This window comes from Staphylococcus sp. GDY8P196P (assembly GCF_017891705.1).
Lineage (GTDB): Bacteria > Bacillota > Bacilli > Staphylococcales > Staphylococcaceae > Staphylococcus > Staphylococcus ureilyticus.
The window spans coordinates 149,972-176,725 of sequence record NZ_JAESJS010000003.1 but is presented as its reverse complement, the minus strand read 5'-3'; the positions used below and the strand labels follow the sequence as shown (position 1 = coordinate 176,725).

The 26,754-nt window shown below is 33.4% G+C and carries 24 protein-coding genes and 1 riboswitch; of the genes, 10 read left to right on the top strand and 14 right to left on the bottom strand.

What is annotated here, in order from left to right; genetic code table 11:
- The first annotated feature begins 181 nt into the window (after nt 1–181).
- Entirely contained in the window at nt 182–967 is a 786-nt protein-coding gene (locus tag KA814_RS00870; protein WP_064209238.1) for a putative hydro-lyase, read from the top strand.
- Between the two features lie 190 nt (nt 968–1,157).
- On the opposite strand, the gene KA814_RS00865 is transcribed toward KA814_RS00870, so the two are convergent.
- The 3 genes from KA814_RS00865 to KA814_RS00855 form a co-directional block, all read right to left on the bottom strand.
- Complete coding sequence (locus KA814_RS00865) at nt 1,158–2,174, bottom strand: PTS sugar transporter subunit IIC (RefSeq protein WP_064209237.1); 1,017 nt, start codon at nt 2,172–2,174, stop codon at nt 1,158–1,160.
- A gap of 377 nt (nt 2,175–2,551) precedes the next feature.
- On the bottom strand, nt 2,552–3,124 hold the full coding sequence (locus tag KA814_RS00860; RefSeq protein ID WP_210122641.1) for a sugar O-acetyltransferase: 573 nt from the start codon (nt 3,122–3,124) through the stop codon (nt 2,552–2,554).
- Between the two features lie 83 nt (nt 3,125–3,207).
- A complete protein-coding gene (locus tag KA814_RS00855; RefSeq protein WP_064209235.1) occupies nt 3,208–4,404 on the bottom strand; it encodes a DUF819 family protein in 1,197 nt (398 codons plus the stop codon).
- 152 nt (nt 4,405–4,556) lie between these two features.
- Between KA814_RS00855 and KA814_RS00850 the strand changes: the two genes are divergently transcribed.
- Together KA814_RS00850 and KA814_RS00845 are read left to right on the top strand one after the other, a co-directional pair.
- Entirely contained in the window at nt 4,557–5,978 is a 1,422-nt protein-coding gene (locus KA814_RS00850) for an SLC13 family permease (protein ID WP_064209234.1), read from the top strand.
- 151 nt (nt 5,979–6,129) lie between these two features.
- Nucleotides 6,130–6,336, top strand: coding sequence for a hypothetical protein (locus tag KA814_RS00845; RefSeq protein ID WP_064209233.1), 207 nt, complete (start codon nt 6,130–6,132; stop codon nt 6,334–6,336).
- Between the two features lie 485 nt (nt 6,337–6,821).
- On the opposite strand, the gene KA814_RS00840 is transcribed toward KA814_RS00845, so the two are convergent.
- The 3 genes from KA814_RS00840 to KA814_RS00830 all read right to left on the bottom strand — a co-directional run bounded on the left by KA814_RS00840 (nt 6,822) and on the right by KA814_RS00830 (nt 10,502).
- Nucleotides 6,822–7,691 carry an SDR family oxidoreductase gene (locus tag KA814_RS00840; RefSeq protein WP_046206724.1) on the bottom strand — a complete coding sequence of 290 codons (870 nt, stop codon included), beginning with the start codon at nt 7,689–7,691 and terminating at the stop codon, nt 6,822–6,824.
- 173 nt (nt 7,692–7,864) lie between these two features.
- On the bottom strand, nt 7,865–9,751 hold the full coding sequence (locus KA814_RS00835; protein WP_064209232.1) for an FtsX-like permease family protein: 1,887 nt from the start codon (nt 9,749–9,751) through the stop codon (nt 7,865–7,867).
- Entirely contained in the window at nt 9,741–10,502 is a 762-nt protein-coding gene (locus tag KA814_RS00830) for an ABC transporter ATP-binding protein (protein ID WP_046206722.1), read from the bottom strand. Before KA814_RS00830 ends, KA814_RS00835 begins: the two co-directional genes overlap by 11 nt.
- 235 nt (nt 10,503–10,737) lie before the next feature.
- Here KA814_RS00830 and KA814_RS00825 point away from each other — a divergent pair, with 235 nt between their 5' ends.
- The 3 genes from KA814_RS00825 to copZ all read left to right on the top strand — a co-directional run bounded on the left by KA814_RS00825 (nt 10,738) and on the right by copZ (nt 15,016).
- Nucleotides 10,738–12,192: a SulP family inorganic anion transporter gene (locus KA814_RS00825; RefSeq protein ID WP_064209231.1), complete on the top strand. Its 1,455-nt coding sequence runs from the start codon at nt 10,738–10,740 to the stop codon at nt 12,190–12,192.
- 176 nt (nt 12,193–12,368) lie between these two features.
- On the top strand, nt 12,369–14,753 hold the full coding sequence (locus KA814_RS00820) for a heavy metal translocating P-type ATPase (protein WP_064209230.1): 2,385 nt from the start codon (nt 12,369–12,371) through the stop codon (nt 14,751–14,753).
- 56 nt (nt 14,754–14,809) lie between these two features.
- Nucleotides 14,810–15,016: a copper chaperone CopZ gene (gene copZ / locus KA814_RS00815; RefSeq protein WP_046206719.1), complete on the top strand. Its 207-nt coding sequence runs from the start codon at nt 14,810–14,812 to the stop codon at nt 15,014–15,016.
- 68 nt (nt 15,017–15,084) lie between these two features.
- Here the strand turns inward: copZ and KA814_RS00810 are convergent, their stop codons facing one another.
- The 5 genes from KA814_RS00810 to KA814_RS00790 form a co-directional block, all read right to left on the bottom strand.
- Nucleotides 15,085–16,083: a D-lactate dehydrogenase gene (locus KA814_RS00810; protein WP_046206718.1), complete on the bottom strand. Its 999-nt coding sequence runs from the start codon at nt 16,081–16,083 to the stop codon at nt 15,085–15,087.
- Between the two features lie 14 nt (nt 16,084–16,097).
- Nucleotides 16,098–17,261, bottom strand: coding sequence for an aminotransferase class I/II-fold pyridoxal phosphate-dependent enzyme (locus tag KA814_RS00805; protein WP_064209229.1), 1,164 nt, complete (start codon nt 17,259–17,261; stop codon nt 16,098–16,100).
- 62 nt (nt 17,262–17,323) lie between these two features.
- A riboswitch (SAM riboswitch) is annotated at nt 17,324–17,436 on the bottom strand.
- Between the two features lie 126 nt (nt 17,437–17,562).
- On the bottom strand, nt 17,563–18,303 hold the full coding sequence (locus KA814_RS00800; protein WP_064209228.1) for an aggregation-promoting factor C-terminal-like domain-containing protein: 741 nt from the start codon (nt 18,301–18,303) through the stop codon (nt 17,563–17,565).
- 512 nt (nt 18,304–18,815) lie between these two features.
- Nucleotides 18,816–19,859, bottom strand: coding sequence for a PTS sugar transporter subunit IIC (locus KA814_RS00795; RefSeq protein ID WP_046206715.1), 1,044 nt, complete (start codon nt 19,857–19,859; stop codon nt 18,816–18,818).
- A 315-nt stretch (nt 19,860–20,174) separates the two neighbouring features.
- Nucleotides 20,175–20,606, bottom strand: a complete 432-nt coding sequence (locus KA814_RS00790) for a 6-pyruvoyl trahydropterin synthase family protein (RefSeq protein ID WP_064209227.1) — start codon at nt 20,604–20,606, stop codon at nt 20,175–20,177.
- Nucleotides 20,607–20,748: 142 nt separating this feature from the next.
- On the opposite strand from KA814_RS00790, the gene KA814_RS00785 reads away from it, so the two are divergent.
- Both KA814_RS00785 and KA814_RS00780 read left to right on the top strand, forming a co-directional pair.
- A complete protein-coding gene (locus KA814_RS00785) occupies nt 20,749–21,102 on the top strand; it encodes a DUF488 domain-containing protein (protein WP_046206713.1) in 354 nt (117 codons plus the stop codon).
- Nucleotides 21,103–21,114: 12 nt separating this feature from the next.
- Nucleotides 21,115–21,780 (top strand): DNA-3-methyladenine glycosylase family protein, encoded by a 666-nt coding sequence (locus KA814_RS00780; protein ID WP_064209226.1) that lies wholly within the window; start codon nt 21,115–21,117, stop codon nt 21,778–21,780.
- A gap of 139 nt (nt 21,781–21,919) precedes the next feature.
- Here the strand turns inward: KA814_RS00780 and KA814_RS00775 are convergent, their stop codons facing one another.
- On the bottom strand, nt 21,920–22,477 hold the full coding sequence (locus KA814_RS00775) for a M23 family metallopeptidase (RefSeq protein ID WP_226857789.1): 558 nt from the start codon (nt 22,475–22,477) through the stop codon (nt 21,920–21,922).
- A gap of 391 nt (nt 22,478–22,868) precedes the next feature.
- Complete coding sequence (locus KA814_RS00770; protein WP_210122640.1) at nt 22,869–23,807, bottom strand: nucleoside hydrolase; 939 nt, start codon at nt 23,805–23,807, stop codon at nt 22,869–22,871.
- A 306-nt stretch (nt 23,808–24,113) separates the two neighbouring features.
- Between KA814_RS00770 and KA814_RS00765 the strand changes: the two genes are divergently transcribed.
- Both KA814_RS00765 and KA814_RS00760 read left to right on the top strand, forming a co-directional pair.
- Nucleotides 24,114–25,082 (top strand): DMT family transporter, encoded by a 969-nt coding sequence (locus KA814_RS00765; RefSeq protein ID WP_064209224.1) that lies wholly within the window; start codon nt 24,114–24,116, stop codon nt 25,080–25,082.
- An 88-nt stretch (nt 25,083–25,170) separates the two neighbouring features.
- A complete protein-coding gene (locus tag KA814_RS00760; protein WP_103161494.1) occupies nt 25,171–25,740 on the top strand; it encodes a TetR/AcrR family transcriptional regulator in 570 nt (189 codons plus the stop codon).
- Nucleotides 25,741–25,864: 124 nt separating this feature from the next.
- On the opposite strand, the gene KA814_RS00755 is transcribed toward KA814_RS00760, so the two are convergent.
- Complete coding sequence (locus KA814_RS00755) at nt 25,865–26,632, bottom strand: trypsin-like serine peptidase (RefSeq protein WP_081254268.1); 768 nt, start codon at nt 26,630–26,632, stop codon at nt 25,865–25,867.
- Nucleotides 26,633–26,754 lie beyond the last annotated feature (122 nt).

Genomic DNA, 26,754 nt, shown 5'->3' with positions numbered 1-26,754 from the left:
CCATTGTTTAATTGAGTATTAAATATCACAAACGGACATCGTATTGAAATCCAAATGTACTTTAATTTCAATACGATGTCTATTTATATTTTCCAAAAGATTCTGAACATTTTATACAACTTATATGCTACTTTTTGCTAAAATGTAGCTAAGACGTTAAATTTAAGGGGATGAACACTTAATGAATTTACAAAACCAACACCCAAGTATATTAAGAAAAATGATTAGTAAAAATGAACTTACAGGTCATACAAGCGGAATGGCTAAAGGTTATGTCCAAGCTAATGTGGTCATATTACCCTCTATTTATGCATATGATTTTTTAAAATTCTGTTTCAGAAATCCAAAAACATGCCCACTTTTAGATGTTTCAGAAATTGGTTCAACCTCTTTTCCTACTTATGGTAAAGAAGCTAACATCACAAATGAAGTAGCACAATATAAAGTATACCGTTATGGCGAATTAGTAGAATCTCCTACTGACATATCTCATTTATTTAATGATGACATGGTCAGTTTTTTGATTGGCTGCAGCTTCACTTTTGAGCATGCTTTGTTGGAGGCGGGTCTACCAATACGTCACATTGAAGAAGAACATAATGTTCCAATGTACATAACAAATATTCCAGCCGCACCAAGTGGCCATTTCTCAGGAAATATCACTGTTAGTATGAGACCGATGACTATGCAACAAGCTATAAAAGCAACAGAAATTACGACACACTTTAAAAATGTTCATGGTACGCCAATACATATAGGAAATCCATCAACAATTGGCATCGAAAACATAACAAATCCTGATTTTGGCGAACCTGTCACGATTAAAGAAAATGAAGTACCAGTATTTTGGGGCTGTGGTGTTACGCCTCAATCTGTTGCGTTAGATGCTAAACCAGAATTGATGATTACACATGCACCAGGACATATGTTTATCACTGACGTCCCAGATAGTCAGTTAAGCGATTAATTTCACATGATACACATTTTTACACACTAAATTTAATGATGGAAATTTAAAAAGCAGCATGATAGCATCCACAAATACTAAATGGCTGCTATATGCTGCTTTTCATTTTTATAATGGTTTTTATGATCAGTATGAAACACGGTTGACTATTTTAAGATTAACATTTACATCATTTACTTATAACGTAGCATTATCGTGCTTCTATCTCTTCTTTCGAAACGACTGGATAATTTTTAAACCAAACTGAACATACATATCCTACGATTAAACCTATAACACCTACAATGGCGCCATAAATAATTATTTTTATCGGGTTATTGAAACCGAACATAACAAGAAAACCTGCGAGCGGGGTAGCTGTACCTGTCGCATCATTAATCATACCTGATGATGCTATCACCGCACCTGCTAAAGCACCACCAATAAAGTTAGCGGTATAGACGGGTACTGGATTGGCTGACACAACATCTGCTTGTGATAATGGTTCAATACAAACTGCAATTCTAGATTTACGATCTCCTAGTTTAAGTTTATTAAACATCGTACCGTTAATGAAAGATGATGCAAATGAAACCATGGCTGCAATTGCCATTGGCATCCCAGTTAAACCTAATAACGCAGTCAATGCCATGGAACTTAATGGTGCCGTTCCAACAACTGTAATGACGCCACCAAGTATAAGACCCATAATAATCGGGTTAATTTCTGTGGAACTTTGAATAATATCCCCAATTTTCAATAATGAATTATTTACTAATGGCGTAATTACAGTAGCTACTAATCTTGCTAGTGGCGCTATAATCAAAATACCCACTATTAAATCTACGCCGTCCGGCACTTTATGTTCTGCAAACTTCATTAAATAACCAATTGCATAACCAGCAACAAATCCTGGTATTAAATCTAAACCGCCACAAGCTGCTGCAATCACTAAAGCATACACAGGCGAAACCCCGATTGCTAAAGCTACCAAACCTGCAGCTGCCACACCGCCAAGTCCACCAGCAGCATCACCAAGATCTCCTAAAAATTTAATACCAAACAGATCTCCACCAACATACTTATGAAAAGCTTCCACTAAAAATGTTGCTATCGCTGCATTAGCTAATGCTCCCATTGCACGCATGCCATTAGGAGCACGATATGTAAATAATGTAAATAACACTAGTACAACGATTAAAAACAAGGTCCCTATTAAAATATCCATGAATCATTCTCCTCTTTCTTTGAACTGCTCACACAATAAATTTGTGCAATAAATCGTTCAATCCTTTCTAAATATGGATGGCAAAGCTACTTGCAAAAAATAAATATTAAAATATTTGAAAATCACAAAATATAAACTTTTCAATTTCCATATTTATATATTCTAACATAATTTTTTATTATATTCCGAACAATTTTATTAATTTCTAATTAAGCTCCGCGGAACATTTTTTAAAACAAATTTAATTTATTTTAAAATTTCACGCAATAATATTTTATTTATCCTGTTGAAAAATAAAAAAGAGTCGTAACATGATCCGTTGCAAACGTTGAATCATGTCACTAACTCCTATCGAAAAAATTCAATATTTAATATCATCATGTCGATGCGTTGTTTTCAATCGTTTTTATTGGTTTTGCCGGAGAGCCAACTGCAACTACATTCTCAGGAATATCCTTAGATACAACACTTCCCGCACCAATTACTGAGCCATCACCTATTGTTACTCCTGGTAAGACTATGACATTTGCGCCAATCCATACATCATCTCCTATATGTATGGGTAACGCTTGTTCCAATCCTTGATTTCTATCTTGATATGCTAATGGATGTATCGCAGTGTAAAATCCACATTTTGGTCCAATAAACACATGATTGCCCACAAAAATTTTACCACCATCCATAAAATAACAATCATGATTGATAAACACCTGTTCACCTAAAAAAAGGTTATAACCATAATCGACATAAAATGGACTTAATAATTCCAAATTATTTGGTTCAGCATGTAACAATGCCTTCAAAATAGTTTGACGCTTTGCTTTATTGCTAGGTTTCGTTTGATTTAATTCAAAGCATAAGTCTTTAGCTATATTTCTTTCTTTATCCAAATTTTCATTGTAATTTGCGTCATACCATTGTCCACCTAACATTTTTTCTTTTTCCCTCATATTACATCCCTCACTCATCTATAATAATTCACCAGATTAACTATATCATCGCGTCATGATATTTCTAAATAATTGTCTTACCACTATGCAATATAAGATAACCATTGATACATTAATGTACCTGCATAATTGCCAATCACATAACCTAATGTACCTACAATTAATATAGGTCCGACTAAATCAGTCCAACCTTTACCAATAGCTAATGCAGCTGCAGTAGTAGGACCTCCAGCAGTTGCATTACTTGCAAGTAATATCTCTTCAATGTTGAATTTCAATAATTTTCCTAACAACAAGCTCAAACCCAAGTTAAATATTAAAATTATCATAACAAAAATAAATAACAACGGTGCCGTTTTTACAATCGTAACAAACGAGGCTGGTGTACCTATGACAACAAAGAAAATATAAATTAAGAATGTTCCAATTTCAGAGGCACCTGCTAATTTTTCAAAGAAGTCTCCCCAAATTGCAACGATGACAAGTGTTAAAGTTGTAAGTAAGAGATAGAAATCCCCAAAAAATGACACAAGTATAGTTAAGAGCAAATTACTTTGAGGTACAACATGTTGTATTAATTCAGAAAGTTTAAAACTGATTGCAACGATTGCTATTGCTGCAGCGATTGAAAATGCGATATCTAATAATTGAATTTTTTTTGGTTGCCAAAATGATTGTTGTGTTGCCGGTGTATGATCACTATGATAATGTGTTTTAAAGTGTTTTTTAATAAACGGAATGGATGGTATAGCAATTAATAACAGAAAATATAATGCCATGACACTATTATCTGCAACAACTGTGGATGAAACCATTTCTCCAGGCGTTTTTAATTTGGAACTTAATGCCGCAAAATTCACACCCCCACCAATGTAACTTCCAGTCATCATCGCCCCTATTTTTGATAAATAAGGCACTGAATGATTTAATATAATAAAAGCTACAGTTGTCCCTATCATGGTCCCTATTGACGCAATTAAAAAAATAAATAACAATCGCCGACTTTCTTTCCAAATTTTTAATATATTTGAACTAAAAAGTAGCAACGGTATAGATAAAGGAACAATATAATCCCACACGGTATCATAAACTGGTGCACTCGTTGGGATAACTTTAAAGTTAGAAAGTAACATCGCTCCTACCAATGCAATAATCGCTCCTGAAATCGTACTTGCCCATTGATATCGTTGTTCTAAAAAGATACTTATTGTGGCCCAAACTATAATAATCGCCCATAATACCCATGTATCATCTTTTCCTACTAGTGTACCCAAAACCATAAAATCACTCCCCTTTATTTTGCATGCATAAGATTAAATTTATTCTAACAATAAAACAGTTGTTTTTTTACAATTTTCTGAAAAATAAATTGTCATTACTTTTCCAACTTGATATTCTTACTAATGCAAGGGTACAAACAAGGGGGATTTTTATGAAACAAAAAATTGGTTTGATACTAGGACCGTTGCTTTTTCTTACTTTTTATTTTATTCCTGAGATTACTGGGCTAGATGACGCTCCTAGGGCCGTACTTGCTGTAACACTTTTTGTCGCCACGTGGTGGATTACAGAAGCGATTCCCATTCCGGCTACTTCACTCATACCACTTATTCTACTACCTTTAAGTGGAGGCACAGACGAACAAGTAGCTGCAAGTGCTTATGCTGATCCGATCGTCTTTATGTATATGGGGGGCTTCATTATTGCCTTGGCAATTGAAAAATGGAACTTACATAAACGTATCGCTATGACGATTATCGCTATGATGGGTTCTAATAGCAATAGGATTATTTTAGGTACCATGATTGCAACGGCATTTATATCGATGTGGATTTCAAATGCTGCAACAGCCTTAATGATGTTACCGATTGCATTAGCTTTAATACATGAAATCCAAAACGCACAATTTTTAAAGCCTGAGTCAGCACATAAGTTCAGTAAAGCTTTATTACTTACGGTCGCTTATTCCGCTTCTATAGGTGGTCTCGCAACATTAATTGGCTCAGTGCCAAATGCAGTTTTTGCTGCAATCGCTTCTTCAAGCTTAAATAGAACAGTTTCTTTTGCACAATGGATGATTTTTGCATTACCATTAACAATTATATTACTTATCATATTATATTTGTTAATGACAAAATGGCTCTTTAAAATTGAAGATGCAGATCAAATATCTTCTGATTTTGCTAAAAAATCATTACGTGATTTAGGACCTATGAGTCTAGAAGAAAAATTAACAGGTATTGTATTTCTATTTGTCAGTATATTATGGATTTGTGGTAGCCTGCTTCCATCTTCTCTCCACTTATCAGATACAGTTATTGCAATGATAGGTGCAGTGCTTTTATTTTTAATTCCAGCTAAATCCCACAAAGGTGGTTTACTTGTTTGGGATGATATGAGCAAACTCCCTTGGGGTATATTACTATTGTTTGGTGGCGGTCTTTCGTTAGCTGCTGCTTTTGAAGACTCTGGTTTAACAAAGTGGTTTGGGGGTATGCTAGGCGTTGTAAAACCGTTGCCACTCATTTTAATTGTTATCGTGCTTACGACTGGCATTTTATTCCTTACCGAAGTAATGTCTAATACAGCCGTATCAAATATGTTAATGCCAATCAGTATTGGATTTGCTGCAGCTATCAGCCAAGACCCTTTCATAATTATGGGTATTGTAGCAGTATCATCAACATGTGCTTTCATGTTGCCCATTTCAACACCACCAAATGCAGCGGTATTTAGTTCTGATGAATTAGAAATGAAAGATATGGTAAAAGCTGGTTTTATATTAAATATATTCACCATTATTGTCATATCACTATTTGCTTATTTCTGGTTACCAATTGCTTTTGGTCTCTAATTGAAACTTTAATTAGAATTGATAACCATATATTTTCATAAGCACGTCGTATACAACTAAGGTACGATAGTATGTAAATACTCTGGACGCATGTCACAGACTAAATTTTCATTTATAATATATGTATTATCATTAAAAGGAGTCATTACTTATGAAAACAATCATCAAAGGGGTAATAGCAATCCTCTTAATCTTAGGTGTCGTAAAAACATTTCAAGATCACGATATCGTAGCAGAAACTACAAATTATTATCAACAATTTAAAGAAGGAGAAATACTACAAAATATTGAAAATGTTAACTTTGACTCTTTAAAAAATATCAATGTCGATGATTTCATTCCTTCAGATTTCTTTTAGCATTTTAAAACGTATGCATCAAACTTGATGCCTTGGTTATAAATGATTAACATACTTTTTAGATATAGATGTACATGCAACCTAGCTTCTCTCAATTCAAAACTAGATCAATAACATATCTATGTTAAATATCATATTAACAATACACGCTCAACTTTAGAAAACTTTACAAACATTGCAAAAGTACTTTCATCTTTCAAAGGATTTTACAATTGCTATAAAATATAACAAAACACTTTCGTTCAATTCATGCTTTTACATGAATTGATATGAAAGTGTTTTTTACTACTAATTAATATAGAAGCATAATCAAAGTCTATCCCCTTAAGAGCTACAAAATGATAATGCTAAATCAAATATTTCAATTAACTTTAAAACAAGACACACCCTACATTCATTACTAATTTTATAGAGTAAGCTTTACTATCAAAGTTGCAGTAAGTTGTTATTTCGTTAGTCCATAATAATCAAGCTACACACTATGCTTAAGAAGTAATATAATCACCGCCATTTACATGAATGACTTGTCCTGTAATGTAAGAACTATCTGCATAAGACGCTAAAAATACATACGACGGTGCTAGTTCTGCGGGTTGTCCTCGACGACCCATTGGCGTTTCTCCACCTTGATGTGCTACTTTTTCTTCTGAAAATGTAGCAGGTATTAAAGGTGTATATATCGGACCAGGTGCAACAGCATTTACACGTACGCCCCGTTCTATCAAACTTGTCGCTAAAGATCTTGTAAACGCTACAATTGCCCCTTTGGTTGCTGAATAATCAATAAGATGCGCTGATCCTCTATATGCTGTTACACTTGTAGTATTGATAATGGCATCACCGTCTGCTAAATGTGGCGCTGCTGCTTGAGATAAAAACATCATGCCAAAAATATTAGTTTCAAACGTTTCTTTCACTTGCTCTGGCGTAATTTCTTGAAAACTATCCTGTGGAAATTGAACGCCACCATTATTTACTAAAATGTTTAAACCTCCAAAGTCTTTAACCACTTTATCAATTAATGCTTGAGCGTCTGACACTACCTTTAAATCATGTGCATAGGCTTTAGCTTTTACACCTATTCCTTTCAAATCATCCACTACTTTTTGAGCATCTTCATGTTCATCATAATAGCCAATAGCAACATTTGCACCTTCTCTTGCAAATAGCATCGCTACAGAACACCCAATGCCAGAATCACCGCCAGTAATCAGAGCAACCTTGCCCGTTAATTTGCCACCGCTTTTATAACCTTCCATCTCTGTTATAGGCTGTGGATTCATCTCTTTTTGTATACCTGGTTGTTTATTTTGTGTATAACCTTTAATTTGCTTATGAAATTCTAATAAATTCATCATTATACCCCCATGTGTAATCATTGTGTCGTGTACTACATACCACGAATAGACAACGACAAACATATTTAAAAAACCCGATACATAAACTAAAAATGCTGTGAATCATGTTATATGTTTATAACTTCATTCACAGCATTTTATTTAAGCTTATTAATAGAATGTTTTATTTTTTAAATTGAATGTTTTACAATTCGGCTTGAATGTATAAAAGACATAATTGCAAATATGCAATACACAATTGAATATACTATCATGACAACATAAACTGGTGTCATACTTGTCGCATTATAAATACCCATAAAAGCTTTTGCTGCAAAGTAAGCATGCATCAGTGACACAACTAAAGGTAAGCCAAAGTTGAAAATTACTTTTAACCCTAGTCCTTTCAACATATCCTGATGAGTATAACCAATTTTTCTTAAAATGCGAAAGTTCGGGATTTCATCTTCAGTCTCATCCATTTGTTTAATATAAATAATACATCCTGCTGCCACTAAAAATGCCAAACCTAAAAATGAAGTGACAAATAATAAAATGCCGACACTTTCATTCATTTCTTGTTTTATCATACCTTGTGATTGGATACTCGGTTCAATAGATTGTGCAATTTTCGTTGCTTTTGTCAAATCTGTATGATGTTTCAAATCATAACCGTATTGTTTATTCGTTTCTTTACCTTCTTGCTTGATTTGCTCATATTTATCCGAACTTACTAATAATACTGGACCACCATAACTTACTTCGCTCATAAATGTCGCTTTATTACTGTCGCCAATCACCTTAAATGTTTCCGTATGACTATTTTTTAACTGAATCTCTTTATTTAAATCATATTTTACTATTCCAGAACCAGCTGCTAAGTTAATCAATTTAGCTTTATTTCCAGAAACTGCTTTATCATTAAAGTATTGATTGCTTGTAACAAACAAGGTTTTCATATTACCCATATTTGATTTTTGAAATACTTGATCATTTAATATATCGTCGCGTGTCACTTCTTTATAGTCTTTCTTTACTTCAATGTGTGCTTTTTGTAATTTACTTTCAAATTGTTTTGCTTGTTTACTATCTTTAAAATTTAAGTCATGAGGTGCCATTAACTTTGTATTTTCATCCATCGTTGATTTACTAATTGCACCAAAACATAATACAGTTACGGTTACCGCTGAAATAGTTGCAATGATTGTTAATGATAATGCATTTTTCTTCATTCTGTGCATGATAGATGATGTAAACACAACGTCAGTGATTGACACATTGCCTTTTTTTGAACGTTTTAACGTTTTAAATATAAGCGAAACGGAACTACGGAAAAATAAATATGCCCCTAACACCGTTAAAAATAAAATGATAAATGGTGAATAGATAACCATATTGAGAAACTTACCAAACATTTCTGTTGAGATATAATATCCTACACCAATCATCACAATACCTAACACACCGAAGATCACTTCGATCACAGTGATTTGAGATTTGGTTGCTTCTGTGCGTGCATTGTCATTCATCATCATTAAAATACTACGCTTACGTAAAAAGATAAAGCTTTGTATGAGTATGAGTACAAATGACACCATAATAAGCATCAATGTTTGTATGACTGCTGGCAATTGGAACGATAACGATACGCTCATATTGATGTCTAATATTTTGAGCACGATCATCAGCAGCAATTTCGAACCAAATATGCCGATAATCATTCCGATAACGCCAGTTAATAAAAGCATCAACGCTTGCTCAATGACTAACATTCTCATGATGTTGTTTCTTGTTAAACCAATCAATTGATACAGCGCAAATTCACGCGTTCTACGCTTAATAAATAGTTGGTTTGCATACATTAAAAATATAACAATTATAAAGAATAAAAATACTGCGCCAATTTCTGAACCTTTTTGAATTGTCTTTAATGATTGCTCATTATTAATACTATTTGTATATTTTAAAGTTACAAAACTAAAATATAAAACGATACTGACAATTAAGGAAAATAAATACATGGCATAATGTCTAACGTTTTTCCTTAAATTCTTGATAACGATTTGATTAAAATTCATTTGCCACACCACCTAAGGCAGTTTGCATGTGAATGATGTTTTTATAAAATGCTTGATTACTATCCTCACCTTGATATATTTCTGAATGTATATCACCATCTTTTAGCATAATGACACGATTTGAATAACTAGCTGCAACGGGGTCGTGAGTGACCATTACGATGGTAGCATTCGTCTTTTGATTTAACTCTTCCAAACGGTTTAGTAAGTCTTGTGCACTTTTTGAATCTAAGGCACCCGTTGGTTCATCTGCAAAAATAATAGCAGGTTTGTGTACTGAAGCCCTTGCCGCAGCAGTACGTTGTTGTTGTCCTCCAGATATCTCATTTGGATATTTATGGCCCAGTTGACTAATACCTAATGCTTGCGTGACTTCGTTATAATTTTGCTCTTTTTCTTGTTTAGATAATTTTTGAATAGATAGTGGTAACATTATATTTTCTTTAACAGTTAATGTATTAAGCACACTATAATTTTGGAAAATAAAACCTATTTCTTTTTTACGAAAGTCTGCTAATGCTTTATTACTCATTTTATTAATTTGATGACCATTAATTTCAACAGTACCACTCGTTATATAATCTATGGAACTAATCACATTAAGCAATGTCGTTTTTCCAGAGCCTGATGGCCCCATAATCGTCACAAATTCACCTTTTTCTATTGCAAAATCTATGCCTTTGAGTACTTCTTGTTTTCTATGTTTATTACCATAATTTTTAGTTAATCCTTCTACTTTAAGAATAGACATGTGTTACACTCCTTCAATCACTTTACTTTTATTTATATTTGTATCATAGCGAATTCACTTTATTTTCTCGTTTGATTTTACTAACAAATACATATTTTCAAATTACAAAACTGTCACATGTTTATTTCGTAATAAATTATATTTTTTAAAATTTTTTTGTCATAAAGTACTATAAACTTTTTTTATGCTATGTGCTATACTATTAAAATTGACTTTTAATAAAGGAGCACAGTTTATGCTAAATAAATTAAAGAAAGAATGGCTCACTGCACCAGGTACAAATATATTAGCAGGTATTGTTGTAGCACTTGCGTTAATTCCTGAAGCAATCTCATTCTCTATCATTGCAGGTGTAGATCCAATGGTTGGATTATATGCCTCGTTTATCATCGCTGTTGTCATTTCATTAGTTGGGGGTAGACCCGCAATGATATCAGCTGCTACTGGTGCTGTTGCTTTAGTTATTGTGCCATTAGTTCGAGATCATGGTATTCAATATTTACTTGCTGCCACCATTTTAATGGGAATCATTCAAATCATCTTTGGGTTGTTGAAAATAGGTAGACTTATGAAATTTATTCCAAATTCTGTTATGATTGGGTTTGTGAACGCATTAGCTATAATGATATTTATGACACAACTTAAACATATCTTTGGTATCTCCATGCCTACATACTTATTTGTCATTATCACACTATTAATCATTTATTTATTACCTCGTGTGTTCAATCGTATACCTGCACCATTAATTGCTATCGTCGTATTAACAATCGCATATTTAGTTACCGGGGCAGACGTTAAAACGGTTGGAGATTTAGGCGAAATTAAAAAAAGCTTACCGCAATTAATAATCCCAAATGTACCATTTAATATGGAGACTTTTAAAATTATATTTCCCTATGCCATATCAATGGCAATCGTAGGTCTTGTAGAAAGCTTATTAACCTCACGCATCGTCGATCAGGCAACCGATAGTTATAGCAACAAGAATCAAGAAGCTCGTGGACAAGGTATCGCAAACTTTATCACAGGCTTTTTCGGTGCAATGGGAGGTTGTGCTATGATTGGACAGTCGGTTATTAATGTGCGCTCAGGTGCAACCACACGACTTTCCACATTTACAGCGGGTGTATTTTTAATTATCTTGATTATGGTCTTTGGTGACTGGGTTGTTGAAATTCCAATGCCAATTTTAGCAGGCATCATGGTGATGGTTTCGGTAGGTACATTTAACTGGGGATCATTTAAATTTATTCAAAAAGCCCCACGTTCTGATGCATTTGTGATGATATTAACGGTCGTTATCGTTTTGTTCACAAGTAATCTAGCGCTTGGCGTCATTGTTGGTGTTATCATCAGTGCATTATGTTTTGCTACAAAGATATCCAATGTTTCTGTCCAATATGAGGAACAAAATCATCACGTCTATTATAAAGTTAAAGGACAAATTTTCTTTGTCTCTATCGATTCTTTAATGAATCAATTAGATTTAGAAATAAGAGATCAAACAATTTATCTCGATTTTAGCCAAGCACATCTATGGGATGATTCAGCTGTCAATGCAATAGATACTTTAATAGAAAATTATAAAAAGAAAAATAATATGATTTATGTAAAACATCTTAATAAAGACAGCCGTAAAATTGTTTCTGAACTCAGCAAAGTCAATCAGCAGCAACATCTAATATAACTTTGATTTAAATCATAAGCTAACATCACTTGTTACATACATACTGATGTTAGCTTATTTTGTTTCAAACAAACACATTGACTTTTATACCTATAGGGGGTATATTAAATTTAACAGATGACATACAAATAGCGTTTCGTTATAAATCTATAAAACAAAAGGAGGCAGTCACTGAGATGAGTAACAACAAAAAAACGACACTAGGCATTACGGGCATGACTTGTGCCGCGTGTGCAAACCGTATCGAAAAGAATTTAAATAAAATGGAAGATGTCACAGCAAATGTCAATGTCACAACCGAGAAAGCAACGATTGAATATAATTCAGATCATACTTCAATCGATGCTTTAACTCAAAAAATTAAAGATACAGGTTATGATGTTGTCACTGAAAAAGCTGATTTAGATGTCATCGGTATGACTTGCGCTGCATGTTCAAATCGTATTGAAAAAGTTCTTAATCGCACTGACGGTGTTGAACAAGCCAACGTCAATCTCACAACCGAAAATGCAACGATAAATTATAATCCAGAAGTGACATCTATAGATGAATTGATAAAGAAAATACAAAACATCGGCTATGATGCAAAAACCAAAGCAGCTCCTTCAGAAAAGAATTCACGCAAAGCTCAAGAATTAAAAGGGAAACGAAACAAATTAATCATTTCAGCCATCCTTTCTTTACCTTTATTATTGACGATGTTTGTCCATTTATTCGGACTACCATTACCGAGTTTCTTAATGAATCCCTGGTTTCAATTCATATTAGCTACACCTGTTCAATTTATAATTGGTTGGCAATTTTATGTAGGCGCTTACAAAAATCTACGAAATGGCTCAGCCAATATGGACGTATTAGTTGCTTTAGGTACGAGCGCAGCATTCTTTTACAGTATTTATGAAATGATAAAATGGTTGAGCAATACAAATGATACACCTCATTTGTATTTTGAAACGAGTGCCGTATTAATAACACTTATCTTATTTGGTAAATATTTAGAAAGCCGTGCCAAAACACAAACTACTAATGCTTTAAGTGAATTGTTAAGCTTACAAGCCAAAGAAGCACGTATAATCAGAAATGGTAAAACACAGATGGTGCCACTCAGTGAAGTTGTTGTGGGAGATTATATACAAGTAAAACCAGGAGAAAAAATACCAGTTGATGGTCAAATAATTAAAGGTATGTCTGCGATAGATGAATCTATGTTAACCGGTGAATCTATCCCTGTTGAAAAAACATTAAACCATAATGTGATAGGATCAACAATGAATAAAAACGGTACGATTACAATAGAAGCAACAAAAGTAGGAAAAGACACTGCTTTATCTTCTATTATTAAAGTAGTTGAAGACGCTCAAGGTTCAAAAGCGCCTATACAACGTTTAGCTGATACGATTTCTGGTTACTTTGTTCCTATTGTCGTAGGCATTGCTATACTCACATTTATCATTTGGATTGCTTTTGTTCAAACGGGCCAATTTGAACCTGCGCTTGTAGCAGCAATCGCTGTATTAGTGATCGCTTGCCCATGTGCATTGGGCCTCGCAACACCCACTTCAATTATGGTGGGTACTGGTAAGGCTGCTGAAAATGGTATTTTATTTAAAGGCGGCGAGCACATAGAACGGACGCACCAAGTCGATACAGTTGTTCTAGATAAAACAGGAACAATCACAAACGGTAAACCAATTGTGACTGATTTTGAGGGTAATAATGAAACCCTACAACTATTAGCTAGCGCAGAAAAAGATTCTGAACACCCATTAGCTGAAGCAATCGTCAATTATGCAAATGAAAAAAACATCGACTTATTAGAAACATCTGCTTTTGAAGCCGTACCTGGTCACGGTATTCAAGCAATGATTCATAACCAAGACGTATTTGTTGGCACACGTAAATTCATGAAAGATGCACATATAGATGTTTCAATGTATGAAGATAATTTAGTTAAATATGAATACGAAGGTAAAACGGCTATGCTCATTGCTATTAATCAAACACTGCAAGGTGTGATTGCAGTCGCTGATACAGTCAAAGACTCTGCCAAGGAAGCAATACAACAACTACACGAATTAGGTATTTCCGTAACAATGCTTACAGGAGATAATGCACGAACAGCACAAGCGATTGCTAAACAAGTAGGTATAGACGCTGTAATTTCAGAAGTATTACCAGAAGAAAAAGCTTCAAAAATCGCTGAACTACAAGATAATAATAAAATTGTTGCTATGGTTGGAGATGGCGTTAATGACGCACCAGCATTAGTTCAAGCCGATATTGGTATTGCTATTGGTACAGGTACAGAAGTAGCAATAGAAGCAGCGGATGTCACTATTTTAGGCGGAGAATTATTATTAATTCCTAAAGCAATCAAAGCTAGTAATTCAACGATAAGCAATATCAGACAAAACTTATTTTGGGCGTTCGGCTATAACGTTGCCGGTATCCCTATTGCCGCTTTAGGTTTACTTGCACCATGGGTAGCTGGCGCAGCTATGGCATTAAGCTCCGTAAGTGTAGTAACCAATTCGCTTAGATTAAAACGAATGAAATTATAACTCAATTTTGTAATAATACTAATAATAAATATCCTTAATTTAAGGAGGTGATTCCTATGGCAACAGAAACAATTAAAGTTGATGGCATGAGCTGCGATCATTGTAAGCATGCAGTAGAATCTGCGCTGACGAATCTAAATGGCGTATCAACAGCTGATGTAAACCTTGAGGCTGGTAATGTTGAAGTCAATTTTGACGACAATAAAGTTACAATGACAAGCATGAAAGATGCTATCGAAGATCAAGGCTATGATGCTAAATAACCTGTACATTTATAAAATAAGGGCTGAGACGATATCAAACGTCTTAGCCCTGTTTTTATATTACCTATTTAATTAACGCGAAGTTTACTATCCCCTGTATATATTACCTCTAATGTTGCATCTAGCGCATCCACAATAAGATTTTTCACAGCTGCATCTGTATAAAAAGCAATATGTGGAGATAGAATGACATCTTGTCGCTCTATCAATTCAACTAATACTGCATCATCCAATTGTGTATTGCGTTGATCACTTGGGAATAAGCCTTTCTCACCTTCATAAGTGTCTAATGCTGCTCCTTTTAATTTCCCACTATTCAATGCATCTATAAGCGCTTTTGTATCAACAATCGTACCGCGCGCACAATTAATAAACACGGCACCAGTTTTCATTTCTGTAAATACTGTCTCATTAAACAAATATGTATTATCCTTTGTCGCTGGGATATGTACAGTGACAATATCCGCGTCTTTAATTGCTTCACTCATGCTTTCCTGATATGTCAAATACGCTTCGCATGAAATTTGAGGTTCAATATCATATGCTACTACTTCTGAACCAAAACCTTCTGCAAAAATTTTACCAACAATGGAACCAATACGACCTGTACCAATAACTGCAACTTTTAAATCTTTTATAGAACGTGACAAAATACTTGGTTGCCATCTAAAATCATATGTTGCAGTTTTATTTTGTATATCATTAAAATTTCTAATTAAATTTAATGCTTGGGATACGGTATATTCAGCGATTGAATTTGGAGAATATGAAGGTACGTTGGTTATAACTAGTTCATATTGCTTAGCTAACTCAAGATTGTAACTATCAAATCCAGCACTTCTCTGAGCAATTTGCTTAATGCCATAATCATGTAATTTTTTATATACTGTTTCATCTAATTCAATTTGTTGTGACAATGACACTCCATCAAAACCTTTGACACGATCTACCGTTTCCAAAGATAAAATGTCACTATCTAAATCTACTAAAACCTGATTTTTTTCTGACCATTCATTAATAAAAGGGATATCTTCTTCTCTGACACCAAAAAGTTTAATGCTTTTCATTAATCGTTTCACTCCTAATCTGCTTCATATAAATGTTTTAATGATTGAATGCGTTCTGCGGCTTCCATTAAGCTATCATCATCCACTGCTAATGAAATACGTACATAGTGCCGCCCATGTTCACCAAATGGAACACCTGGCGCAACCAAAATGGATTTTTCTTTTAATAAATACGTTTCAAATGTTTCACCATCATAATATTTAGGGGTTTTCAACCATAAAAATATGCCACCATTCATCGGTTCAAAAGGGATTCCCACTGCATTCAATTTAGCAGTGAACTTATCTCTACGAACTTTAAATATTTCATTTTGACTCAAGAGGAAATCATCATAGTGATTTAAAGCAAAGGTAGCCGCATCTTGCAGTGCACCAAACATACCAGCGTGCGTATGTGTTTGATATTTTTTCAATGCTTGTATCATATCTTTGTTTCCTACAGCAAAACCAACTCTAAAACCTGACATATTATATCCTTTTGATAAAGAGAAAACTTCTATTGCTAAGTTTTTAGCACCCTTTGATTGTAAAATACTTGGATTTTTATAATCAAAACCAAATGCACTGTAGGCAAAATCATGAACAATTTTAGTTTTTGTGCCTTGAAATTGTTTAATTGCTTTATCAAACACATCTTTTGTAGCAACTGAACCTGTAGGATTATTTGGATAAGTTAGATAAACTAAGCGCGTATTCAATAAGACATCTTTATCTATCGTATGCCATTGTGGCAAATAATAAGGTGGCTTTAACACAAGTGGTTGTGGCTTAGCATCTGCCAATAATACACCTGCTAAATAATCTGTATAACCTGGATCAGGAAGCAGCACATTTTCCCCTGGATTAACGATGCATGTAGGCAAAGCAACTAAGCCGTTTTTCGTACCATATAAGATACAAACTTCTTCATCCTTATCTAATTGAACCTCATATTGTCTTTTATAAAAATCCACGATTGCTTGCTTAAATGTTTCTTTCCCATGAAAAGCGACATATTTTTGATTTTCTGGTTTATAGATGGCTTCTGCGTAACAATCAAGAATACCTTTAGGCGTTGCACCATCAGGTATACCTACTGCCATATTAATCAATGGCAAAGGACCAGGCTCTATTTTACGCCCCATCGTTTTGCCAAAGTAACTATCCGGAATTTGTGATAATCGATCTGATATTACCATTAAAAGTCCTCCTTAAAATAAAAAACTATATGCCCCTTAAGTGACATATAGCTCTCACATGACACTTATCTATCAAGTATTTTACTTGTTGAATGTAGCACAGTACTTATGATAATAGATAAGTCTGTTGCTGAAGTTTCAACGGGTCAAGTCCCTCCACTTCTCTGGATAAGTTACTTTATAATTAAATTAATATTAATTTTATCAGAATATTCTAACATGTCAATATAAAAAAAGAGTGACTCGCTTGAGTCACTCTTTATCTATATCACCAAACAGAACTCGTTCAGCGTTATAGATTTTACCACCAACCGTGGTTTTTACGGAATTCTAATGCTGCTGCTTCAGAACCGTAACGTTGTTTAGCATAGTTTAACATACCTTTAGTTTGATCTGCTACTGAACCAGTACCCCATGATTCTTTAGTTTGGCCTAAACCTCTATATCCTGCTGGGTTAACCGCATTTGGATTACCACTTGATTCAGGCATTACAATTGAATTCCACATAGCTTCTGATCCACCAGCCGCTAAGAATTGTGCTTTAACTGATCCACCAGTTGAAGCTGCTGATGCTTGAGCTGTTTTATATGTTTGCGTAGCTGCACTTGTTTGTGCTGTTCTAACATTTGTAGTTGCTGAAGCTTTTGGTGCTTCTACTGCTGCTGGAGCAGTATATGATTGTTGTGAACGTACTTCACTTGCAGATTTTTCATTTGTATTAACACTAACTTCTGAACTTACATCTTGTGTAGTGTTAGGTGTTGAAGCTTGTGCACCAACTGCATGGTATTCCCATGACCATGTATTACCGTCTGATGTAAAAGTAAACTCGTTACCATCTAGTACAAAATTATAGTTATACGCACCAGCGTGTAATGGTTTTTGATTTAATTCAGCTGAATCATTTAATGCTAATTCTGCTAAATGTGCTTTGTCGATGTTTTGTTCTGAAGCGTGAGCTTGATTGTTGTCAGATGCTGCTGCATATCCTGTTACGCCTAATGCTACTGCTAATGATGAAGCTAAAATTGATTTTTTCATAATAAAATAAATCCTCCAAATTTAATTTCTAATAAAATATATTTTCGATAATTTTTTTGTCGTATTTGCTAAAATTCTTTAAATTTTATGTTTTGTTTTTTGACCATAGTTAATATACCACATATTTTTATCAAACATATTACACTTACATAACAAAACTTTACAAAAATTATTCTGATTTGTAACATTGCAATCTTTTGTAATCATTTTATACAACGTTCTCAAATAATTATTATTGCTCATACGATTTATGAATACTGGCATAAAAAAGTATTTTCACTTGAATCACTTCATTTTTTATATTGTCTGAAAAATTACAAACAACCGTTTTGTTACATAACTGTAATAATATATTTCGATATCTTTTTTATATATTGGGGTCAAACTTGCAAATTTTTTTGTACAAAATTAAAAAAGACCTTTGATTTGAGGCCTTTTTTAATGTTTTCTCTTACATTTTAACTATACGTATTTTCAATATATTACATTAATCAAGCATATATCTGCTTATTTTATGCTAAAAATTTAAATACTTCCTTATTATATAATTTCAAAACTTTCATATAGAACATATGGATTAAGAAACCTATCATAAACGGAACGACAAAAAAAGCGATAAATACATATAATAGATTAAGTAGTAACGGCGCTTCCATATGTCTAAATGCACTGATTGGCCCAACGAGTCCAATGATACCAAAACCTGCAGATTCTTTGGTACCTGCAATACCTAGCAATGCACCAAAAAAACCAGTGATTAGCGCATTGGTAAAGATAGGTAATAAAATGATAGGATGTCGAACCATATTAGGAATCATCATTTTTACACCACCTAAAAATATTGTGATAGGTACACCTGATCGATTTATTTTCATCGTACCTGCCACGAGAACTCCTTCACATGCTACGATACCTAATGAGGCTGAACCTGCTGCTAAACCACTAATACCAATAGCTAATGCTGTAGCCACTGTAGAAATTGGTGAAATGATGATGAAACTAAAGACAAGTGCAATAAGCATTGACATGATGATAGGTTGTAATTCTGTAAATGTATTAACTAAGTTACCGATACCAGTCGTAATTAATTGTATGTATGGTAATAACGTCAAACCAATCAAACCTGAAATTACACCAACGATGGTTGGTAAAATAATCAATGTGAGACTACCAAAACGTTCACCAATTACCAATATAAAAAATACTGCAATTGCTGCTGTAATCATTGTATTAATTAAGTCTCCTACTCCAGCAAGTACCCATACGCCATCTTTAAATTGCGCAACACCACTGCCAACAAAAGCTGAACTAGCAACTACAGCGGTCGCTAAAGGCGTTAAACTAAAGCGCATTGCAATCAAAGCACCTACCAATAGTGGAACTGTAAATTGAATACCTAAAACAACCTGTAGTAAAGATTCAAAAATGGCATGTTTCGGCGCTAAAAGCTTAAACACCTCACCTAAAATAGCATTAGGTATGAGCCCAGCAACAATTGCAATTGCTACTCCAGATAATACATTATTAATAAATTGTTTCGGACTTACTTTAATCATTGTGTGCCTCCTATGTTGTGATAAATAAAATATACCATATTATCGCAATTTTCAGAATATTTATTTATGTAAAATTTTCCATTTCAAATTAAAAATGTAGTTAAGTATATTCTCAAAATTTTCCAACTCTACAGTATGCTTACAAATCACAAAAATTGCACACAAAATACGGACAGACATTCATATCTATTGCATGAACTTGTCTATCCGTATACTTTGGTTGCTATTCAAAACGATATTAAACCTTGTTGTCGCTAAAATTTAACATACTCTAGTACATGCGTATTATTGATGAAACCGTGTTATTAACATACCTTATTTTTCGTCCATGAATTCACGCGTCAATACTAAACCTTGTGTTGCATTCTCAAAAAATTCTAGCTTTTGTAGTGTATTTTGCTCTGGCAAGTGTTGCTCAAATTGTTCCCATATCCAAAAGGCAATATTTTCAGCAGTTGTATTCATTGGTGGCAATGTTTCATTAACGAGTTGACCATCCAAATAAGTTGCGATTTTTTGATTATATATTTTATCTACTTCATTAAAATCTAATGCCAATCCGGTATCGTCTATTTCAGATAAAATTTCAATATCGAACTTATAATGTTGATTTGCTAAATCTTTGTGTGCTGTTTGACTGAAATATATTCGATTATCACAAGTGAATTCATAATAATTTTTAATAAGCACTGCATTACTACGGTATCTAAATTGTTCGGGTGGTTGTACTTGATCAAAATTCGTCATAGTTAAAATCTCCTTTTCAGCATTATATTTATCTATACCCTTTAAGGTAGAATATATGACCTCTGAGACCTCTGATGTTTTTAATATTAAATTTTAGGCTATAGAAAAATAATTGAAATAATTCAAATTAAAGGAGTATTTTATGACTATTCAAATACAACGCATTTATGAAAAACCACTTAAAGAAGGCGTTCGTGTACTTGTAGACCGTGTTTGGCCAAGAGGTATATCAAAAGATCAGGCCAATTTAGACCATTGGCTAAAAAATATTGCACCTACATCCGAGTTAAGAAAATGGTTTAATCACGATCCTCAACTTTATGCTGCATTTAAAGAAAAATACGAGAAAGAATTACGTGAAAATGAGGAACAACAAGAAGCTTTTAATGAATTGCAAGATATTATTGCTAACAGTAAGCAAGATGTCATTTTGCTATATGGTGCAAAAGATGAGCAACATAACCAAGCAATTGTGTTGCAACAATTATTACAATAAGGTGTGAGTACGATGACTCAGTGGCAAATTGATATAAATGATCCGGCTGTACAAACACTTATGAATCAAGATGAGACACTTGCAAAACTTATAAAGCAAATTGGCAACATAGAAATAACACTACGTACCAATCCGCTAAAATCGTTAATTCGTTCTATCATTGGACAGCAAATTACCAATACTGCCGCTTCAGCAATTTTCCAAAAATTTTCAGATGCTATACACAATCAATGGACCCTTGAATCGATTTTAAGTTTGAAGGAAACACAAATGAAACATATTGGTCTTTCAAAAACTAAAATCAACTATATTCAAAATTTGCTTGCATATATAGAACAAAATAAATTGGATTTTGCTAATTTACATGAATTAGATGATAAAACTGTAAAACAAGTTTTAACACAGGTCAAAGGGATTGGTCGTTGGACATCAGAAATATTTTTAATTTTTACATTAAAACGCGAAAATATATTGCCCATTTTTGATGTAGGTTTACAGAGAGCTGCACAATGGCTATATCAAACCTCAACCGCAGAAAGAAAAAAACAGCTCACTCTCTGTGCAAAACAATGGCATCCATATGCTTCATATGGAGCATTTTACTTGTGGAAAGCAATTCATCGAAATTTATTAAATTACGATTCTATTGACTCAGTTATAGATAAATCAACTTCTTAATAAGTTAATTTTATAGTTCCTAACTATGCCTTCAATATGGTAGAACAAAATTATTTTATATAATTTTGTTCTACCACATTGTTATCATTACATTATTTGGTAAATTGTGCCGTGATAGGCTAAAATATTTTCTAGACATTTATTGCTTATACAAACTTTTTTCACCTTTTGGCAATGATTCTATAAATTTTCTTGGGTTTTCCGCATAATCGTTGCCAACGCCACCTTTCATTCTTTGGAAATGTAGATGCGGTCCTGAAGTTTGAGAACCAGTATTACCAGAAAGTGCGATGATTTTTCCAGCTTCAACTTTGTCTCCAGGTTCCACTTTAAATTCATTTAAATGCATATACCATTGATGGTATACACCATTTTCTTCCCTAATTTGCACTACCTTACCACCTAACTCATTTTCAAAAGTTCTAGTTACCTTACCATCTGTTGCGGCAGTTACTGGTGTGTTTTTAGCTATACCATAGTCGATGCCATAGTGTTTACCATCAAAGTCATTATATTCATAATCACCAAAAGATTCTGTCTCTCTACTAATATTAAAAATACTTCTATCTGTTTCTTTTTCATCTTTATTTCCATCATTTTGTTGCACTAAATTTTCTCTTATATATCGTTGTACCGTATCTATATTTGTTAATAATAGTATTAACGGCACTAACACAATAATTAATAATAGTATCATTTTAAATGTATTTTTCACTATCTGATTCACCTTTTAAATTATGATATTAATATCATAATAAATGCTTTCATCTATATTTTGCTAATTATTCAACTTAAAATCTTCTCATACTTTCGTACTAAATGAATGGCACAAAAATATCAAAACACTTTTAGTAAACATATATCCATTGAATTCAGATATGAAAATCTCTTGATACCATTAATGTAAAATAAACGTCAATTTCTAATTTATTTTACTAGAAACCGACGTTTATTTTCAGTGACAAATATTTAAGCTCTATGCTTTTCTATTATTTTAATAAAATTTAAGAAATGCTAATGCGCACATTCTTACAAGTGATGTATATTAATATCTTCAAAATTTATGAAGCAATACCTATTCATTTAAATTACACGTTATAACTTTCTAACATATGTTCCATCAAAGTCCAAACGCGTTCAACATCTACTGATGTAGCAAAATATGCATTTTTTTCTTTGTTTGTAACATTATTTAAGTCGACTGACATTGTACCGTAAGTGAGTGAACTTTGATGTTCTATGTCGATATGTGTCTGTTGCATGGTAAATAAGTCTGGCTGCAATAAGTATAAAATTGTACACGCATCATGAATAGGACCGCCATCCATATTAAAATGCGTTTTATACGTAGATTTGAAAAATTTTAGTAGTTCAACAACAAATTTGGATATTTTATTATCAATAGCACTAAATCTTTGAATAACTTCATCTGTTGCTAAAACTTGATGTGTCACGTCTAGCCCAAAAACATTAATGTTAATACCACTTTCAAATACACGTGTAGCAGCTTCTGCATCTACCCAGATATTAAATTCAGCAGTAGGTGTCCAATTTCCGAAAGTACCGCCCCCCATGATAGTAATAGAATCAATGTATTGAGCAATACTAGGATCTTTAATTAATGCGGTAGCAACGTTAGTAAGCGGCCCCGTTGCTACAATTGTTACAGGGTCAGATCTTTGTTTCAATGTTTTAATGATTACATCTGCAGCGTGATATTGTGTTGGTTTCAACGATGGTACTTCTGGTAATTTAGGTCCATCTAATCCAGAATCTCCGTGAATTTCAGAAGCAAACGAAGCAGGTTTTATGAGCGGACGTGAAACACCTACTGATACTTCGATATCTCGTCTTCCCATAACTTCTAATACATTAAGTGCATTTTTGGTGTTTTTTTCAACTGCTTGATTTCCAGCTACAGTGGTCACTGCTAGTATATCAAGCGTGCTATGTTTCGCACCTGCAAGAATCAATGCTATCGCATCATCATGACCTGGGTCACAATCCATGATTATTTTTTTAGTCATTTAACACACTCCAATCTTCCTATATAAAAATAAATTGTACTAACTTTATCTAAGTATCATTTTGAAATTAATATTTTATTATTAAACACAACTACCTAAATCGCAACAACATGCTTTCAATTATATTGCTCTGTCTTTTTATACTACTGTTAAATCTATCATACTACTTTTCCATTGCATCCGCTTTTTATTTTTCCGAAAATTCACTTATTTTTATAAAATATCATCTTATTTGTACGAATTATGTTTGCTGTAATTAAAAAAACTGGTAAGTTAGTATCATTAAACAACTTGAGGTGGTCTTAAATGCGAGCAATTTTAATTGGTATATTAGCTGCTTTCTTTTTTTCTATTACATTCATATTAAACCATGCAATGTCTAACGACGGCGGAAGTTGGCTTTTTAGTGCGTCACTACGTTTTATTTTTATGTTTCCGTTTTTATTAATAATGGTTATTTGGAAGCATAAAACCCGCCCTCATGTTGTTCTGTTGCATATTAAACAACATTTTTTCGCGTGGCTATTGTGGAGTTCTCTTGCCTTTGTCTTTTTCTATGTGCCTATAACTTTTGTATCAAATTATAGCCCGGGCTGGCTTATTTCTGCAACATGGCAATTAACTATTATTTGCGGCCTTCTCACTGCTCCTTTTTTCTACACATACATACAACAAGATACAGCTACAATTAAAGTGCGAGAACGAATCGCATGGCGCCCGTTAATTACATCGAGCATTATGATTCTAGGTGTTATTATTGTACAAATACCACACATTTCAAATATAGACTTGCATATATTTTTATTATCCGTTTTACCGTTAATCGTTGCGGCATTTTGTTATCCATTAGGCAATCGTAAAATGATGGTGCTTGTTGGCAATGACTTAAATACGATTGAACGGATTTATGGTATGACCTTAGTCACCTTACCATTATGGTTGCTCATCTTTCTCATTGGATTGGCTAGGCAAGGACCGCCATCTTCAAATCAAATCATGCAAACTTTCTTAGTTGCAATTTTCTCTGGTATTATCGCAACAACATTATTCTTCTATGCTACAAATATGGTAAAACACAATCAAACTAAGTTAGCTGCAGTTGAAGCAACACAAGCGATGGAAATCGTTTTTACATTAATTGGTGAAATGTTACTTTTAGGTTTAGCGTTACCAAATATATTGAGTATCGTTGGTATTATGATCATCACATTTGGTATCATTATCTATTGTTTTTTAAATAGTAAAATAAATAATCGTAAAATAGAAATAAAATAATGTTATAGTCAGTTATGTTTATTGACAACTTGTGCGTAAAGCAAGATAATTTGTCTGATGCTAATAACAAATATAGAGGTGTAATCAATTGAATCATACTCATATAGATCCCCGTATTATAAGAACAAAGAAATTATTAATGGATGCTTTTCGTGAAATTGCAAAAGAAAAAAAGTTAGTATCGATTACAGTTAAAGATATCACCGAACGTGCTACTGTCAATCGCGCTACTTTTTATGCTCATTTTTACGATAAATATGACATTATGGATTATACATTGTCTGAAACAATCTTAAAAAATTTAAATCAATCACTCAGTATGGTTGCAGAATTAAATGAAAATGCATTGTGTCAATGTTTTATTACAATCACTAGCTATATTCAAGATACGCACGAAGAGTGCCGTCTAAACAGTGAAGCATATGGTGAAATTGTCGAAAAAAGAATTAAAGAAGAATTAGAAGATATTTTTTTAAAATTAATGTCTGATGAACACAAAGATATAGATAGAGAAACGCTTGCTACAAGTGCACGTTTTCTTTCATGGGGGTTATACGGCATTGCCAAACATTGGTTTCATTCAAGTAAATTGCCTGCTGAAACGTATATCAACAAGTCATTACCCTTCATTACATCACAACTTTCAAAACAAAAATAATTCACATACAATGAGTTTAGACAATGAAAATAGTTGTTCTGTAAACATTCACCCCCTCGTTAAACCATCAGTTATCATAACTTTATTTCACGAGGGGGATAATATATTTGAGTACAACAATTGTTTAAACATTGTGTTTCTTGATAAATTCTAATACTTCACCTGTTATCGCCACTGCATTATTGCTTTCTCCTTCCACTCCTCCGTAATGTAGGCCGATTAGTTCATTATTATCATTAAAGACAGGTGAGCCTGAATTCCCACCAAATGTGCTAGCACTATACGTCAATATGTTATCATTATTACTTTTGACTTTACCGGAACTTTCCCACATCGTTGCTAAAGGTTTGTCACCTGGATAACCAGTAACTGTTATTGGCTCATTGCTCGACACAGTGGTAGATTCTCCAATAGTGACAGGTGTCACAACATCACCAACCGATTGTCCTTCACTGTTTTTATTAAAATGAATAATTACTAAGTCAGCATCACCAGGATATGCTATCACTTCTTTTGCCTTAAAAGTACCGTACGGAAAACTATTTTCATTTTCAGCAGCGGGCGCAAACGACAGATTTGCATTATTGTTATCCGCTACATGTTTATTCGTCAGCACTGTATTTTTACCAATAACCACACCGGTAGCAATCATTTCTCCTTTTTCTATGTAGCCAATTGATTGGTAATGACTCGTTCGAGTATTTTTAATTTGATGTCTATTTTCACCTGGTAGCATTACCCTTGGCGTGGCAGTACCTATTTGGTTGTGTTCATTACTCTGTTGTGAATCTGGCAAAGTTCCATTTTGCGTTTGTGCTTGCGTCTCATCATTGATAGCGCTTGATAAGAATAATAGAACACCTATAACGATGCTAACTAAAATATTTTTCAACAAAAGTACCTCCTATTTAAAAGATATTACTTTTTTAATTTACAGAATTTTAAGATTTTAATCAATAATCATTAATGTTTCATTATGATTTTATAAATCGTTAATATTCATTCACAAATTCA

What these genes read in the sequence shown, in the direction of transcription:
- KA814_RS00870 (WP_064209238.1), top strand. Translation starts at nt 182, where the DNA reads ATGAATTTACAAAACCAACACCCAAGTATATTAAGAAAAATGATTAGT.
- KA814_RS00865 (WP_064209237.1), bottom strand. Translation starts at nt 2,174, where the DNA reads ATGGATATTTTAATAGGGACCTTGTTTTTAATCGTTGTACTAGTGTTA.
- KA814_RS00860 (WP_210122641.1), bottom strand. Translation starts at nt 3,124, where the DNA reads ATGAGGGAAAAAGAAAAAATGTTAGGTGGACAATGGTATGACGCAAAT.
- KA814_RS00855 (WP_064209235.1), bottom strand. Translation starts at nt 4,404, where the DNA reads ATGGTTTTGGGTACACTAGTAGGAAAAGATGATACATGGGTATTATGG.
- KA814_RS00850 (WP_064209234.1), top strand. Translation starts at nt 4,557, where the DNA reads ATGAAACAAAAAATTGGTTTGATACTAGGACCGTTGCTTTTTCTTACT.
- KA814_RS00845 (WP_064209233.1), top strand. Translation starts at nt 6,130, where the DNA reads ATGAAAACAATCATCAAAGGGGTAATAGCAATCCTCTTAATCTTAGGT.
- KA814_RS00840 (WP_046206724.1), bottom strand. Translation starts at nt 7,691, where the DNA reads ATGAATTTATTAGAATTTCATAAGCAAATTAAAGGTTATACACAAAAT.
- KA814_RS00835 (WP_064209232.1), bottom strand. Translation starts at nt 9,751, where the DNA reads ATGAATTTTAATCAAATCGTTATCAAGAATTTAAGGAAAAACGTTAGA.
- KA814_RS00830 (WP_046206722.1), bottom strand. Translation starts at nt 10,502, where the DNA reads ATGTCTATTCTTAAAGTAGAAGGATTAACTAAAAATTATGGTAATAAA.
- KA814_RS00825 (WP_064209231.1), top strand. Translation starts at nt 10,738, where the DNA reads ATGCTAAATAAATTAAAGAAAGAATGGCTCACTGCACCAGGTACAAAT.
- KA814_RS00820 (WP_064209230.1), top strand. Translation starts at nt 12,369, where the DNA reads ATGAGTAACAACAAAAAAACGACACTAGGCATTACGGGCATGACTTGT.
- copZ (WP_046206719.1), top strand. Translation starts at nt 14,810, where the DNA reads ATGGCAACAGAAACAATTAAAGTTGATGGCATGAGCTGCGATCATTGT.
- KA814_RS00810 (WP_046206718.1), bottom strand. Translation starts at nt 16,083, where the DNA reads ATGAAAAGCATTAAACTTTTTGGTGTCAGAGAAGAAGATATCCCTTTT.
- KA814_RS00805 (WP_064209229.1), bottom strand. Translation starts at nt 17,261, where the DNA reads ATGGTAATATCAGATCGATTATCACAAATTCCGGATAGTTACTTTGGC.
- KA814_RS00800 (WP_064209228.1), bottom strand. Translation starts at nt 18,303, where the DNA reads ATGAAAAAATCAATTTTAGCTTCATCATTAGCAGTAGCATTAGGCGTA.
- KA814_RS00795 (WP_046206715.1), bottom strand. Translation starts at nt 19,859, where the DNA reads ATGATTAAAGTAAGTCCGAAACAATTTATTAATAATGTATTATCTGGA.
- KA814_RS00790 (WP_064209227.1), bottom strand. Translation starts at nt 20,606, where the DNA reads ATGACGAATTTTGATCAAGTACAACCACCCGAACAATTTAGATACCGT.
- KA814_RS00785 (WP_046206713.1), top strand. Translation starts at nt 20,749, where the DNA reads ATGACTATTCAAATACAACGCATTTATGAAAAACCACTTAAAGAAGGC.
- KA814_RS00780 (WP_064209226.1), top strand. Translation starts at nt 21,115, where the DNA reads ATGACTCAGTGGCAAATTGATATAAATGATCCGGCTGTACAAACACTT.
- KA814_RS00775 (WP_226857789.1), bottom strand. Translation starts at nt 22,477, where the DNA reads ATGATACTATTATTAATTATTGTGTTAGTGCCGTTAATACTATTATTA.
- KA814_RS00770 (WP_210122640.1), bottom strand. Translation starts at nt 23,807, where the DNA reads ATGACTAAAAAAATAATCATGGATTGTGACCCAGGTCATGATGATGCG.
- KA814_RS00765 (WP_064209224.1), top strand. Translation starts at nt 24,114, where the DNA reads ATGCGAGCAATTTTAATTGGTATATTAGCTGCTTTCTTTTTTTCTATT.